9 protein-coding genes are annotated in these 16480 nt (G+C 34.9%); 4 read left to right on the top strand and 5 right to left on the bottom strand.

All coding sequences use genetic code 11. From position 1 onward, the window contains the following. Window positions 1-27: 27 nt before the first annotated feature. The 4 genes from H8R22_RS00665 to H8R22_RS00650 all read right to left on the bottom strand — a co-directional run bounded on the left by H8R22_RS00665 (window position 28) and on the right by H8R22_RS00650 (window position 5714). Window positions 28-2328 (bottom strand): glycoside hydrolase family 65 protein, encoded by a 2301-nt coding sequence (locus H8R22_RS00665; RefSeq protein ID WP_187009442.1) that lies wholly within the window; start codon window positions 2326-2328, stop codon window positions 28-30. A gap of 84 nt (window positions 2329-2412) precedes the next feature. Beyond that, window positions 2413-3072, bottom strand: coding sequence for a beta-phosphoglucomutase (gene pgmB / locus H8R22_RS00660; protein ID WP_187009443.1), 660 nt, complete (start codon window positions 3070-3072; stop codon window positions 2413-2415). A gap of 10 nt (window positions 3073-3082) precedes the next feature. Beyond that, entirely contained in the window at window positions 3083-4489 is a 1407-nt protein-coding gene (locus H8R22_RS00655) for an MFS transporter (protein WP_187009444.1), read from the bottom strand. 193 nt (window positions 4490-4682) lie between these two features. Further along, on the bottom strand, window positions 4683-5714 hold the full coding sequence (locus H8R22_RS00650; protein ID WP_187009445.1) for a LacI family DNA-binding transcriptional regulator: 1032 nt from the start codon (window positions 5712-5714) through the stop codon (window positions 4683-4685). Between the two features lie 226 nt (window positions 5715-5940). Between H8R22_RS00650 and H8R22_RS00645 the strand changes: the two genes are divergently transcribed. From H8R22_RS00645 to H8R22_RS00630, 4 genes are all read left to right on the top strand, one after another. Then, the gene (locus H8R22_RS00645) at window positions 5941-8913 is read left to right on the top strand and encodes a SusC/RagA family TonB-linked outer membrane protein (RefSeq protein ID WP_187009446.1); all 2973 of its coding nucleotides are present in this window, start codon (window positions 5941-5943) and stop codon (window positions 8911-8913) included. 38 nt (window positions 8914-8951) lie between these two features. After that, entirely contained in the window at window positions 8952-10559 is a 1608-nt protein-coding gene (locus H8R22_RS00640; protein WP_187009447.1) for a RagB/SusD family nutrient uptake outer membrane protein, read from the top strand. 22 nt (window positions 10560-10581) lie between these two features. After that, window positions 10582-11694, top strand: coding sequence for a SusE domain-containing protein (locus tag H8R22_RS00635; protein ID WP_187009448.1), 1113 nt, complete (start codon window positions 10582-10584; stop codon window positions 11692-11694). A gap of 67 nt (window positions 11695-11761) precedes the next feature. Continuing rightward, a complete protein-coding gene (locus H8R22_RS00630) occupies window positions 11762-14641 on the top strand; it encodes an alpha-amylase family glycosyl hydrolase (protein WP_187009449.1) in 2880 nt (959 codons plus the stop codon). Between the two features lie 55 nt (window positions 14642-14696). Here the strand turns inward: H8R22_RS00630 and H8R22_RS00625 are convergent, their stop codons facing one another. Beyond that, complete coding sequence (locus tag H8R22_RS00625) at window positions 14697-16262, bottom strand: AsmA family protein (RefSeq protein ID WP_187009450.1); 1566 nt, start codon at window positions 16260-16262, stop codon at window positions 14697-14699. Window positions 16263-16480: the final 218 nt, after the last annotated feature.

Here is a 16480-nt window from a genome sequence, read left to right as displayed (position 1 = left end):
TGAACCGTATTGTGGTTTTAAATACGTTTAAGCTGTAACTGCTGTCGGATTAACATTGATGACAGTATCATTCAATACAATTTCAAGTGCGGCGTCTCCATCAAGGGAGAAGGTAGTATTCTCTTGATTTACGCTTACAGTTACTATTTGATTTCTAAAATTAATTTTAAATGAATAGGCTTCCCATTCTTTCGGAATTCTCGGTGAGAAGTGTAATTGATTGTTTTTTATCCTCATTCCGCCAAATCCTTCAACAATACTCATCCATGTTCCTGCCATCGAAGTGATATGGCAACCTTCTTCGACTTCTTTATTATAATCATCTAAATCCAGTCTGGAAGTTCGTAGGTAAAAGGTGTAGGCCATGTCCATTTTGTCAAGTAAGGCAGCTTGTATAGAGTGAACACATGGCGATAAGGAACTTTCGTGTACTGTAAAAGACTCGTAGAATTCAAAATTATTTTTTAATTCTTCTTTCGAAAAATGGTCTTCAAAGAAATAGAAGCATTGTAAAACATCTGCTTGCTTGATGTAAGGCGAACGTAGAATTCGGTCCCAAGACCATTTTTGATTAATTGGTCTTTGTGTTTTATCTAAATCCGCCACGCGAACTAGATCTTTGTCTAGGAATCCATCTTGTTGTAAATAGACATTATGTTCTTCTGAGAAAGGGAAGTACATATTGTCAGATACTTTTTTCCAAGATTGAAGCTCTGCGTCGGTGATATTTACTTTTTCGGTAATGCGTTTGTGATCTGAGGGATATTCTAAAGATACTTTCTGAATTTGATCGTAGGTGTATTCTAAACACCACTTAGCAATATAATTAGTGTAAAAATTATTGTTGACATTATTTTCATATTCATTTGGACCTGTTACTCCTAGAATGACATATTGGTTTTTCTTGGTAGAAAAATTAGCTCTTTGGTGCCAGAAACGAGCAATAGCTATCAAGACTTCCAAACCTTTTTCAGGGATATAACTATAGTCACCTGTGTATCTATGGTAATTGTATATCGCAAAAGCAATAGCCCCGTTTCTATGAATTTCTTCAAAAGTGATTTCCCATTCATTGTGGCATTCCTCACCATTCATAGTAACCATAGGATACAAGGCGGCTCCATTACTAAAACCTAATTTCTCGGCATTTTCAATAGCTTTGTCTAATTGATTGTATCGATATGTTAGTAAGTTACGAGCGACTTGTTGATCCTTAGTAGCCATGTAAAATGGGATACAATACGCTTCGGTATCCCAATAGGTTGATCCACCATATTTTTCGCCAGTAAATCCTTTTGGACCTATATTTAAGCGACTGTCCTTTCCTAAATACGTTTGGTTTAACTGAAAAATGTTGAAGCGGATACCTTGTTGTGCCTTTACATCACCCTCTATAGTGATGTCTGACATTTCCCAGATTTTTGCCCAAGCGTCTATTTGATTTTGTAATAATTGATCGTATCCAATAGATAATGCCTCTTTTATCACTTTTTCAGCAGCTGAAACGGTATTAGTGTGGTTTAGTGATACTGTGTAACCACCTAGTTTCTGAATAGATGATTTTTGACCTTGAGGCACTAATACATCATAACTAAACTGGATTTTATCAGTTGTAGTATCAATATTAGCTGGTGATATAGCCGTTTTCTTTCCGTTCTCCAAGATGGTATTTTGCATGAACGTGGTAACCTTGAAATGAGTTTTGAACGTTTGTGCTGTTACGAAAGCTTCATTTCCCGCTTTTTTAACCTCTAGTGGTTCCCAAAATTTTTCGTCCCAGTTGGCATCTTCGTTAGTTACTCCAGCATCGATATACGGTTTGTAAATTATTTTAGCATCCTTATTGACAGGAGTGATTTCATAATTAATACATCCTAACTCATCAAGATTTAAAGATAGAAAACGTCGAATGTGCACTGCGATTTCAGTGCCGTTTTGTAACGTAGCTTCAAAAGAGCGGTGGTACCATCCTTCTTTCATGTTCAATTCACGGCGAAAGTTAGCTACCTTTTTACATAGGTTCAAATCAAGAGATTCGCCATTAATTTCAATGTCAATTCCAATCCAGTTAGGCGCGTTCAATACTTTTGCGAAATATTCAGGATAACCATTTTTCCACCATCCTACTTTTGTTTTATCGGGGTAGTAGATACCAGCTATGTAACTCCCTTGAAAAGTTTTACCGCTGTAGTTCTCTTCAAAGTTGGCACGTTGACCCATAGCCCCATTACCGATACTAAAAAGACTTTCCGATGATTTTACGCTTTCGCCATCAAAGCCTTCTTCGATGATGGACCAATTATCTGGTTTTATATAATCTTGATTCATTTTCTATATTTTTAAGTTCTAAAAAAAGGTAAAACAATACCGTTCTATCTTACTCGTATGGAGTGTTTCCTAATTTTAAAAATTCTATTTTCTAATAAGGTTCTCTAAAAAGCGTGTTTCTATATGAGTGAAATCTTCAAATATATATTTTGCTTCATGCAACGTTTTTGCATCACCAATGCCAATACTGATCATTTTAGCAACATTAGCAGCTTGTACTCCAGCTACCGAGTCTTCAAAAACGATCGCGTTTTCAGGCGAGATTCCTAATTGTTGTGCCGCAATCAAGAAAACTTCAGGATCAGGCTTGGCGTTTGTTACGTCATTGCCATCAACAATCGCATCAAAATAGGATAGGATTCCTGTTTTTTCTAGAATAGGTCTAGCGTTTTTACTAGCAGATCCTAAAGCGATGGGTTGATTGTTTTTTTTAAGAAATTGTAAAATGGTCAACACATCAGGAAGAAGTTCGCTTTGATCCATATCGACAAGATAAGTTAAGTACTCTTCATTTTTTTGTGTAAGCCACTTATTCTTGTCTTCTTGCGAAGCGGTTACCTGTCCTAATTCTAAAATAATGTCTAAGGAGCGCACGCGACTCACTCCTTTTAATAGTTCGTTATCTTCTAAGGTGAAGTTGATATTTAATTGGTTAGCAATTTTTTGCCAAGCCAAGAAGTGGTATTTTGCTGTGTCAACAATAACACCATCTAAATCGAATATAAATGCTTTTTTATTTGTCATTTTTTAAATTTTATCCTGAAATGGCATTTTTATCTGTAATCAATAAAGTAGAAAAAGCTGCTGTTATCAGTGCAATACCTGCTAAAATCATGGCGTTAATGTGCGCTTCTCCTATAAGTTTGTACAGGAAGTTTATACCTCCAAGTGCGGCAATGATTTGTGGTATGACAATAAACATATTGAATAATCCCATCATCATTCCCATCTTTTTAGGATTAACAGCACTCGAAAGCATAGCGTAAGGCATAGATAATATACTTCCCCAAGCAAAACCAATTAATACAAACGAGTACATTAAAGTGGCTGGCGTAGCAAAAAACATATAAATAAATCCAAGTCCACCCAGTAGTAAAGACACCATATGGATGTACTTCCTATTAATTTTCTTTTTGGCAGTGTAAAAGGTAAGTAGTAGAGCAAAAGCCATTGACGATAAGCCATAAACTCCCGTGGAAGAACCAACTAGATCAGCTGCGTCATTAAATTCTTTATCTTTTTGCTTGTATTCTACTGCTTTTTGATCTGTTAAGAAAATGACTTCATTATTACTGTTTTTTAATGCTTCGCCTTTATCGTCTAGCTGAGCGTATTCTATATTATTGGGTTTGGGTGCATTAAAAACATGCTCTGTTAAGGCCGGAGTAGAAAGGCTCCACATAGTGAAAAAAGCAAACCAACTAAAAAATTGGATAACACCTAATTTTTTCATTGTAGAAGGCATCTCTTTCAAGCTTTCGATTAAGTCAGGAATGAAACGTGATTCTTTTTTTTCTAGCTTAAACTGGATAAGATCAGCAGGTGGGTCTTCCTTGGTAGTGAAAATGGTGTATAAAATACTAATCAAAAACACAAAAGCACCCACTGAGAACGCAATAACTACCGATGGCGGAATGACTCCTGAAGGCGCTTCGTTTGAAACTCCCAATTTAGTCACCAACCAAGGTAAATTACTAGCTATCCAAGTTCCTATACCGATGATTAAAGTTTGAATCACAAAACCATTAGAACGTTGCGATTCAGGCAATTTATCAGCTACTAAGGCACGGAACGGTTCCATACTAATATTTATGGAAGAATCTAAAATCCATAGCAGTCCTGCCGCTACCCATAAAACGGGAGAGTGAGGCATTATAAACAAAGTAATGGAGGCTAAAATAGCACCAATAAGAAAATAAGGCTTTCTTCTACCAAATTTTGGGCTCCAAGTATTATCAGATAAATATCCAACTATCGGTTGCACTAATAATCCAGTTAAGGGAGCGGCAATCCATAATCCTGGAATGTCATCTACATTTGCGCCTAGTGTTTGAAATATTCTAGACATAAACCCTCCTTGGAGGGCAAAACCAAATTGTATCCCTAGGAAACCGAAACTCATGTTCCAAATTTGCCAAAAACTTAATTTTCGCTTTTCCATTATCGTAATTTAATGTATTGATACGATAAGCGCGATGCTTATCAAAACTAATCTTATTTTTTCGAAGTAAAGTAGAAGCTTTGATTTTGCGGTAAATATAATTTTTTTTCCTACACTTTTATTTTTTTGAACTAAATATATTTGAGTTTTTTTAACTACAAGGTTGTAGTTATGAGTTTTGTAATAAAAAAGTTTAGTTAGTAGATTCTCTTTCTATTAAATGGGTCTCAATGATCTCGGTTTTATAATTTTCCTCTTCTTCTTCGTCTGTTTTTTCCTCTTCTTCCAATCTGTTGATTAGTATTTTAGCAGCTCTGTTTCCCATTTTGATTCCACTTTGATTAACAGTAGTAATAGTAGGTGTGGAATATTTAGAGATAATTCCATCTGTAAAAGCAATTACAGCTAAGTCTTTAGGTACATTGAGTCCTAATTTATTGGCAGTTTTAATACAAGTCACTGCAAATAATTCATTTACTGCAAAAACGGCATCGATTGCTTTGTCTTCCAATAGCTTAGAGATAATTATTTCGCAATTATCAACATCTTCGATTTTTATAATTAGATTTTCATCAAAATCAATATTGTTATCTAATAGTGCTTTGGTATATCCATCGGTTCTGAGTTTTCCTACACTAACATAATCGACGGTGGTGACTAAGGCAATTTTTCGACGACCTTTATCAATTAAACTTTGTACTGCTTCATAAGCAGCGGCTTTATCATCAATAATAACTTTGTCGCAATACACTTCATTAGTAACACGGTCAAACATGACTACTGGCATTCCTTGGTTGATTACCTCTGTGATATGGTGAAAATCACCTTTTAGTTGTGTTTCCTTAGAGAGTGACATGATAAAACCATCGATACTGCCGTTAGCAAGCATTTCAAGGTTTAGTACTTCTTTGTCGAAAGAGTCATCAGATAGGCAAATAATAACACTATAACCATTTTCATTGGCCACTTGTTCTATGCCATTAATGACGGTCGAGAAAAAGTGGTGCACTATTTCAGGGATAATGATTCCAATCGTTTTTGTCTTTCTATTCTTTAAGCTTAGTGCGATATTGTTAGGCTTGTAATTGTAAAATTTAGCAAATGCTTGGACCTTTAATCTAGTTTCTTCTCCAATCTCAAGGCTGTTTCTTAATGACTTAGAAACAGTTGAAATGGAAACATCAAGTTCTTTTGCAATTTGTTTAAGTGTTACCTTCTTTTTCATGACTGTGAATTGAATAATAATTATATTCCTAAATAATATAGTGTTTGTTTTAACTTTCTGCAATTTAAGCTTAAAATAAGTAGAGAATATAGAAAGTTTTCAACACTATCACGTTTTCGTAACTCAATTTAAAAAGGCTTTTGTCGAATGCTAGAAAATTTACATAGATTTAGCATTCGAAGTAAAGTTGAAGCACAATAAAAACCAATTAATTTAAACAAATCGTATGAAAACAATTTATAAAAAGTTGTTATTTTTAGTACTGTTACTCCCTTTTAGTATTCTGGCTCAGAACACTATTACTGGAACTGTTTTGGACAATGTTACCAAACAGCCAATTCCAGGAGTAAATATAACTGTACAAGGTACAACTAATGGTGTCTCGACAGATTTTGATGGTAAATTTCAACTAACCAATGTTAAAAAGGGGGATGCGCTTTTATTCTCGTTCATTGGGTACAAAAATTTAATCGTTAATTATGTCGCGCAAAAATCGTTGACAGTTGCTCTTGAGGAAGATCAAAATCAATTAAATGAAGTTATTGTACAAGTAGGATACGGTACCGTTAAGAAGAAAGATGCAACTGGAGCGGTTTCGCAGATTGCTGCTAAGGATTTTAATAAGGGACAAAATGTTACCCCTGAAAGTTTAATAAGTGGTCGTATCGCAGGTGTTAACGTAACTGGAGGCGGAGCGCCTGGTGCTAAAGCCGATATTCGTATTCGTGGAGGTTCATCCTTAAATGCTTCAAATGAGCCGCTAGTAGTTCTTGACGGGCTGCCTTTAAGTAATGCTACACCAAGTGGAGCGACTAGTATTTTGTCAACAATAGATCCTAATGATATCGAGTCGTTTACCGTTCTTAAGGATGCTTCTGCAGCAGCAATTTATGGATCTAGAGCCGCAAATGGTGTAATCGTAATTACGACAAAAAAAGGAGCAAAAGGAAAAGTGAAAGTTAGCTTTAGCTCACAAGTAGGAGTTAATACTGTAGCGAATACAGTTGATGTATTAAGTGCAGATCAATTTCGTGCCTTTGTAAATGAAAAGGGGACTGATGCTCAAAAAGCATTGTTAGGTACAGCTAATACAAATTGGCAAGATGAAATTTTCCATACTTCATTAACTAGTACTAATAATATATCTGCAAGCGGTGCTTTGTTTGGTAAATTACCTGTTCGATTGTCAGTTGGAAATGTTAACAATGATGGTATTCTTCGAAATACAACTTTCGAAAGAACAACAACCTCAATATCATTAAATCCAGTTTTATTTGACAACCATTTGAAAATTGATATTAACGGAAATTTATCGTTTGGTAAAAACAGATTTCAAGATGAAGGAGCCGTTATAGGTAGTGCTATTGGATTTGATCCTACGCAATCAGTATATGCAGTAGGTTCTCGTTATGGGGGTTACTTTGAGTGGTTAGAGCCTAATGGGAATTTGCCATTATTGCCAGCTAGAAATCCTGTAGCTAGATTAAATCAAGATGAACGTAGAGCAACATCAACGAGAAAATGGGGGAATGTAAGAGTAGATTATAAATTACATTTCTTTGAAGATTTGAGAGTTGTTGCTGAAGCTGGTATCGATAGATTCGATAGTAATGGTTCTACTGAGGTGAGTACGCAAAGTGCTTTAGGATATCAACCCAAACCATTTAATGGTTCAGGATATGTAAATTTAGGAGACTATTCAAGCTACACTGATGCACGTCAAAACAAAAACTTAAATACGTATTTGAATTACACCAAGGATTTAGGAAAAATAAAAATTGATGCAACAGCAGGATATAACTATCAGTTATTTCAAAGAGTTGGATATTCGTCAGGAGATACAAGAAGACCTACTCCAAACGCAGATGTAGCAACAGATCCAGATATTAATTTACAGTCATATTTTGGTAGATTAAATTTAGGGTATGATAGCCGTTATTTGTTGACATTGAACTATCGTAGAGATGGAACGTCACGTTTTTCTCAAGATAACAGATGGGGAAATTTTGCAGGAGCTGCTTTTGCGTGGAATTTATCCGAGGAATCGTTTTTAAAAGATAATTCGATACTTTCTAACTTGAAATTAAGAGCTGGATATGGTACAACGGGGCAACAAGATATTTCTGCTCAGTATGATTATTTAAGAAGAGTAACTATTGGTACAATAAACTCTCAGTATATATTTGGAAATACAGTTTATTCTACTGCCAGACCTGAAGGATATAACGAAAACATCAAATGGGAAGAATTAGCTGAGTTAAACTTGGGTATCGATTACGGATTGTTTAACAATAGAATTACGGGATCTGTTAACTTTTTTGATAAGAAATCAACTGATTTGTTAGCTCAAATTGCAGTCCCAGATGGCGCTAATCTTAGAAACGAGGGTTTCTTTAATATTGGTAGTGTACGAACAAAAGGGTTAGAATTTAGTATTGAGTCGGATATCTTTAAAACCAATGATTTAACTTGGAACGTTGCTTTTAATACGACTTTTATTGATCAAAAAATTGCTGGATTAGGAATTACAGTCCCTGGTTTTCAAGGTTATACTACAGGTGGCATAGCCGGAGGTGCAGGGAATAACATTCAGATTAATTCTGTTGGGTATGCTCCAAATTCATTTTTTGTTTATGAGCAGTTGTATGATTCTAATAAAAGACCAATTCAAGGGGCTTATGTAGATCGTAATGAAGATGGAAAAATCGATGCCGAAGATCGTTATCGATTCCATAAATCAGCACCAGATTATACTTTTGGTTTATTCTCTACTTTAAATTACAAAAAGTTTGACTTTACAATGAACTGGAGAGCGAGTTTAGGAAATTATATCTTTGACAACGTAAGCTCTAATTTAGGGTATTCAGATGCAGGATTAAGAAGACAAACTGATTTATCAAATGTAAGTTCAGATTACAATAATACTGGTTTTACTTTTGAAGATAATGGTACACAACGATACTTGTCTAACTATTTTGTAAAAGACGCTTCTTTTATAAAATTAGATAATGTAACTATTGGATATACTTTTGATAAAAGCATAATTAAAGCCGCTTCATTGCGATTCACCGCTGGTGTTCAAAATGTTTTGACATTAACAAAATATAAAGGCTTAGATCCAGAAAAATTTAACGGAATTGATAACAATGTTTATCCTAGAGCAAGAACTTTCTTGTTTGGTGTGAATGCCAATTTCTAAAAAGTATACTGAAAAATAAAATTTTAAAAATAAACAAAATGAAAATATCATTTAAACATGTAGCTTGTTTTTTCCTATTCATCTTAGGACTAAATCTAACGCTTATCTCGTGCACGAGTGACCTCAATGTGACACCCGGCGACGATGATGAATTTTTATCTGAAACGTTCTTTCAAAATCCAGCATCATACAAACAAGTATTAGCAAAATTATATGCAGGTTTGTATGTGGGAGGTAATGATGGAGATGGATCAGCTGATATTGCTGGAATTGGAGGGGATTTTAGTAGTTATTTACGATTGCTTTTTGTTACCCAAGAATTACCAACTGACGAGGCGATCATTGCTTGGGCAGATGGTACATTGCCAACAATGAATGCGCAAACTTGGTCACCTGCAAATGAATTTTTGTCAGGAACTTTTTCTAGAGCATTTTATGAAATTAGTATAGCCAATGAGTTTTTAAGACAAACTTCAGACGATAAGTTGACGGCTAGAGGTGTAGATGCAAGTTTGAAAGCTGAAATTGCTACTTTTAGAGCTGAAGCTCGATTTTTAAGAGCTTTTTCATACTACAATTTAATGGATTTATTTGGTAACGTACCAATTACCACTGAAAATGATCCGGTAGGCTTTTTCTATCCTGAGCAAAAGACAAGAGCAGAAGTTTTTGCTTTTGTTGAATCAGAATTACTAGATTTAAACAACAGCTTAGCTACTTCTAAAACTAATGAATACGGAAGAGTAGATAAAACAGCTGCTAAATTTTTATTAGCTCAAGTGTATCTAAATGCTAAAGTATATACGGGTACTGCAAAATTTAATGAAGCTGCTGTGTTATGTAAAGACATTATTACTAATTCAGGATACACATTTGCTAATGTAGCTTACAAGGATTTGTTTTCGGCTGACAACAATAGAAATGGAGCACAGAGCGAATTTATTTTTCCAATTGTAAGTGATGGTAATGCTATTAGAGCCACTGGTGGAGGTATGAGCTTTATAATGCATGCTTCAATTGGAGGAAGCATGGATGCTGCTTCTCGCGGAATGGATGGAGGATGGTTTGGAATAAGAACTCGTAGAGAGTTTGTCAATCTTTTTTCTGATGCTACAGCTACGGCTGATAAAAGAGGAAGTTTTTACACTGACGGTCAGAATTTAGATATTGCTAATGTTGGTACTTTTACTGATGGTTATGCAGTTACTAAATATATTAATAAAAATGCTGATGGTTCAGCAGCTCAAAGAAATGATATTCCAGATATTGATTTTCCAATGTTCAGATTGTCGGATGTTTACTTGATGTATGCCGAGTGCACTGCTAGAGGTGCTACTGGTACAGATATTGGAGTAGCTGTTGGTTACGTTAATAAATTGAGAATACGTGCAGCTGCTACACAAATCTCAGCATCAGATCTTACGCTAGATTTTATTTTAGACGAAAGAGGACGAGAGTTGTTTTGGGAATGTCACAGAAGAACTGATTTAATACGTTTTGGAAAATTTACTGGTGGTTCAAAAATTTGGCAATGGAAAGGTGGTACTGTTAACGGAACAAGCACTGCTTCCTTCAGAGACTTAATGCCTATTCCAGCAAGAAATATCCAAGCAAATCCAACACTTAAACAAAACCCAGGCTATTAATAAACAATTTAGAAATTTAAAAATGAAAAATTTACATAAAATGCTATTTGCTTTTCTAAGCATAGCTTTAGTATCTTGTACCGCTGATGATGTTGAAAACAGACCGGTTCTTGAATCAATTACTACTCCAGAGGTACTAGCTCCCGAAGCTAATAAAAGCTATGTCTTGATCGAAGCAGATAAGGATAAAGACGCTGATCGTTTTGTTTGGTCTGCTGCCAAATATTCTGATAAAGTAGTGGTAGAATATGCTTTAATGATTGATGTTCAAGGAGGAGATTTTACAAAAGCGCAAAAACTTATTACTACTAGTGACCTTACTCAGGTTGCCGTTACGGTTAAGAATTTAAACGAAGCGGTAATAGCACTAGGAGCGGAGCCTGGAGCTGCAAAATTATTTGATGTTAAAGTGATGTCAACAGTTGCAGGTAATCTACCTATGATGTCAAAAAATGTATTAACGATTAACGTAACTGCTTATACTGGATTAGTTCCTTATGCCTTTACAGATTGGTATCTTATAGGCGGAGCTGTAGAGGGAGGCTGGGAGAACAATGTAGACACCGCTCATCAACCAATGTTTAGAGGTGGAGTAAATTCTAATATTTATAAATTTACAGGATACTTTATTGCAGGTAATTTCAAACTTATTTCACAAAAAGGAAGTTGGGCTTTTCAATTGGGTAATGCTGGAAGTGGTGCTATAGAAATTAAGGATAATGCTGGGGAGTTTACAATTCCTAGTACGGGTTATTATACTTTTACCTTTAACACCACTACTCTAACATATTCTTTAATCCCTTTCAATGCTAATAGCGCCTCAATATATTCTAGAATTGGTTTCTTAGGTTCTTCTCGAACAGGAACAGATGCAGGTTGGAATGGTGATGATACCTCAATGACAGTATCTACTTTTAATTCTCATACTTGGTCGTTATCAGTTTCGTTGTATGATGGTAAAGGAAAATTTAGAGCGAATAATGTGTGGGACACTAGTTGGGGAGGAGATACTTCTTTTTCCGGATTTACTGGTAATGGAGCAAGTGGAGGAGATATTCCAGTAGCGAAAACTAAGTATAAGGTTTACTTTAACGATTTAGATGGAAGTTATTTGATGCTTCCTAATCAAGAGTAACTATCACAAATACCCTTGAGGGCTATCTTTTAGGTAGCCCTTTTTTATAATCTAATAAAAATTTGTTATGAAGAAAATTATACTTTTATATTTGTTTCTCTTTTCAATTGTGGTCTCAGCGCAACAGCAAACAGTAACATACAGTATTAATCCACCTACTTTTGAAGAAACGACTTCGATTACGATTACCATAAATGGTAGCAGTGTTAACGAGGCAGCTTGGGGAGTAAGTGGAAATGCTTTATACATGTGGGCTTGGTCGTTTGATATTAATGACGCAAATATTGTTGATTGTCCTACTAATGGTGCTTGGACTGCTTCGAGTGAGACTAATCGATTTACCTATAATGTAGCCTCAGATACATATACCAAAACGATTACTCCATCAACATTTTATAATAGAACCAACCTGGGGCGCATCGGTTTTTTAGTTAAAGCAAAGGATGGTACTGGTGATAAAAAATCACAAGATATTTTAGCTGAGGTAGGGAGTTTTCAAGTATCGCTAAGTTCACCAGTAGAGAATAGTGCAACTATTTTAGCTTCAGGAGGAAGTTTAACCATAGCTGCTACCAACAGCGGTGGAAGTGCTAGTTACAATTTAAAGGCTAATGGTGTAAGCATCAATACCAACGCAAGTACGGCAAGTTATTCTTTTACTCATACTGCTATTCAAGGAAATCAAAACTATGAACTTGAGGTAACTCAAGGAGCATTAACCATAATTAAGAAGTTTTCAGTAATTGCTAATCCTGGTACAATTACCGCTGCTATGCCAGCAGGTCTTGTAGATGGTATTAATTACAATAGTACCGATCCGACAAAGGCTTCTTTGGTTCTCGATGCACCTTTAAAAGATTTTATTTATGTGGCAGGAAGCTTTAATAATTGGCAGCCTACAAATTCTTATGCCATGAAAAAGGATCCTACAACTGGTAAATTTTGGCTAGAATTAATAGGTCTAGTTTCAGGAGTGAATTACAGTTACCAATATTGGGTCGGAGATGCAACTCCTATTGCTAATTCTCCTGCTTTAGTAAAGACTGCCGATCCGTACTCTACCTTAGTTTTATCACCTTATGATGATCCTTTTATCCCAGCTGCTTCGTATCCTAATATGCCCGTTTATCCAGCAGGTCAGGAACGTGAAGTTACTGTATTGCAAACGGGACAAGCGCCTTATGTTTGGAGTGCTGCAACTACAAATTTTGTAAAGCCAGAGAAAGAAAAACTAGTGGTTTATGAATTATTAGTAAGGGATTTTGATGCCAACAGAAGCTATCAAGATTTAATCAATAAAATAGATTATTTCAAGAATCTTAAAATAAACGCTATAGAGTTACTGCCAGTAATGGAGTTTGAAGGTAATGAGAGTTGGGGTTACAATACGTCTTTTCATATGGCTCTTGATAAATTTTATGGCCCTTCGAATAAACTAAAAGAGTTTATTGATTTGTGTCATCAAAACGGAATTGCGGTTATTTTGGATGTGGCGTTGAACCATGCTTTTGGACGAAATCCAATGGTTAGAATGTGGATGAATGATCCTGATGGTGATGGATTTGGTACTCCAACAACCGAAAATCCGTATTTTAATACTACAGCAAGGCATAGCTATAATGTGGGAGAGGATTTTAACCATACAAAAGCTTTAACTAAGAATTATGTAAAAAGAGTTGTAAAGCAATGGATTGAAGAATATAAAATCGATGGTTTACGTTGGGATTTAACCAAAGGGTTTACTCAAAATTGTTCGTCTAGTGATGATGGTTGCACTAATAGTTACCAGCAAGATAGAGTAGATGTTTTAAAGGAATATGCAGATTACTCTTGGAGTTTAGATCCTACTCATTATGCTATTTTTGAGCATCTAGGAAGTGATCAAGAGGAGCAACAATGGGCAAATTATAGAGTTGCTGAAACGCCAAGTAAAGGGATAATGATGTGGGGTAAGTTAACTGATAATTACAACGACTTGTCGATGGGTTATCCTGCAAATATTGCTCGAATGACGAGTACTAGTCGTGGCTTCACCGCAAATCGCCTAATGGGTTATGCTGAAAGCCATGATGAAGAAAGATTGATGTATAAGAATCTTCAGTTTGGTAACACAAGTAATACTTCTCATAACGTAAAAAATCTAAATATAGCCTTGTCTAGAATGTCTGCTCTAGGAGCAGTTTCGTTATTGATTCCTGGACCTAAGATGATATGGCAATTTGGTGAGTTAGGTTGGGAGACTTCTATTTTTGCATGTAATAATGGAACGGTAAATACACCTAACGATGCAATTTCTGGTGACTGTAAGTTGGATACGAAACCGCAACCACAATGGGTTAATAATTGGTTAGGTACTACGACCAGAGGAGCTATTTATAATGATTGGGCTAAGATGATAACGATGAAACAAGTAGAGCCCGTGTTCTCAGGGACAGCAGTAGTCACAAATTCAAACTCATTATCTCAAAATATAAAAATCACCAATAGCAACTTAGTTTCTACGCAGTTGAAAGATGTTTTGATTATAGCTAACTTTGATGTTACTACGCAAAATATAGCTACAGGTTTCCCTTACACAGGAACGTGGTACAATTTAATGGATAATACAGCAATTAACGTAACCAATGTAAATACTCCTATAAGTTTAGCTGCAGGTGATTTTAGAATTTATGGCAATAAAACAGCTTCTCTAGCAATTGAAGATTTTGAAAATTCTAAAGAAGTAAATTTATATCCCAATCCAGCGCCTAATGGACATTTTTGGATAAGTTCGCCTGCGAAGCAAGTTCTCATCTATAATATGCTGGGACAGCTTGTAAAAGAATTCAAAGGTGATTTTGATGCAAGACACAGTTACCCAATCGATGGATTAACAGCTGGAAATTATTTGGTAAAAATCGTAGGAGACGATAACAAATCCGCTACTACGAAGTTAATAAAGCAGTAGTTTTTTTAATTTTTAATGTTGAAAAGGTCTTTTCTGAAAATGAAAAGACCTTTTTTTATATCAATGTTTTTTTAAGTCCGTCTGCGATACATAACCATAAGTAATTAAAAAAGGATTTTTCATTGTCCCGCTCTACTGCAATTTCATTTTCGACTAATTCATCATTAGAATTCTTATCCATCAACAAGTTACCTATCCAACTTTTTAATTTGCTTTTCTTAGTGCGATCTTTTTTCTGATATAAACTCAGTTTTAAGTTGGCGTATCTAGCTGCAAAATCGCCATTTGCCTTCGTGTGATCACCAGTAAAATTGAAGAATATTTGATCAAAATCACCGGTAAAAGTTGCGTTTAAGTACGGTTTTGTAAATACAGCTAAATCCTTTGTTTTAAAATTGTGAATACTGCCTTTTATCGAAAAACGATCAGCAGTGTTCATCACATTAAATCGCCAGTCAATAGTCATCGGTGATTGGTTCATGAATTTACACTTTACTAAAATAGCAACATCAGGTAACTTTGTGTTTTTAAAGCCACTATTGATATGAGTAGCTTGCAAGTTAAAATCGTTAAAGGTTAGAATTCCAGCGCCTTTATCGAAACTTTTCTCTTCTTCATAAACTAACTTTGTGTTTGTGATAGACAACGTGTCAATTTTCATGTCAAACTTTAGTTCTCTTAGCAGTTTATTGTATAACGGTTTTACACTTTTATCATCGGCAGGTACTTTACTTCGATAAATATTGGCATCTGCTTTGTCGATTGCAATGTGATTGGTAGAGAAAAAGAAGATTTCGTCCTTAAAACCCCAACTCATATTTTTAATCGAAATTTTATCAGATTTTAAATTATATAAATCTTTTTCTAAAGGTAGTTGGTTAACAAATTGTTTTCTGTTCAACTCGGATAACATAGAGAATTTTTTTAGTTCAAGTCCTACATTGGTAGTTACAATTTGTTGTACTGCGATTTTATATTTACTATTGGTTAAGTATAGTAAGCTGTCGCAGCTAAAGGCATAACTTTTGAAATTAAAAGGTATCTTTTTGTTTAATGTTTCTTCAGAAATAGCAATTTCATTGAGCTGAATTTTTACATTTTTAGCTTGAAATAAGGTTTTATTATTCGAAAGATTTATCACGTAAAAAGTGCCCTGCTCTAAATCAAGATTAGCAACTTTTACTAACTGTTGAAAAGGAGCCACAATACGGCTACTTATACCCTTAGAGGAATTAATGCTTTTATCATTATCCTTAAAAAGCGTAATTTTTGGTTTAAAGAATGTTATGCTATTTGCTTCAATCTTATTTTGAAACAGTAGTGGTAAAATACTGTAGTTGGTGATTACTATTTTTTGAACTGACGCAAAAATGCCGTTTTTTCTTAAACTGTCCTTTTCTCTTTCTTTAGGTACAACTCGAATCCCGGTCGCTTCAATTTTTCTGGATAGTATTGAAACATCTATATTATCGTATTTAATAAGATAAGGTGTCTCATTATTTTCTGAAATTATTTTAGGCAATTGGGCATTGATCCACCAATTAGCACCTAAACTCAAAACGGTTCCAAGTAGCACAATTATGACTAAAACAAGGCCTATTTTTTTATATTTATCTTTCATGATGGTATTCCCTTTGGTCTAAATATAGCAATAAATTTTATGTTGCACTTTATCTTGGTTTGAAATTCATTTTTTCAAATGACTCCATTAAATTTTGTTGTGAGTTAAAATTGTTAAAAAAAATATTTATGGGTACTGGTTTGTAGTTTGGTACTAAACCAGGTAATGTATTAATTCTAAATGACATCTTTTTGATTTAGCAATAAAAAAAGCTGCTC

Origin of the sequence: Flavobacterium kayseriense (genome assembly GCF_014305095.1) — a bacterium.
Taxonomy (GTDB): domain Bacteria; phylum Bacteroidota; class Bacteroidia; order Flavobacteriales; family Flavobacteriaceae; genus Flavobacterium; species Flavobacterium kayseriense.
This window is presented reverse-complemented; position numbering and strand designations above follow the sequence as displayed.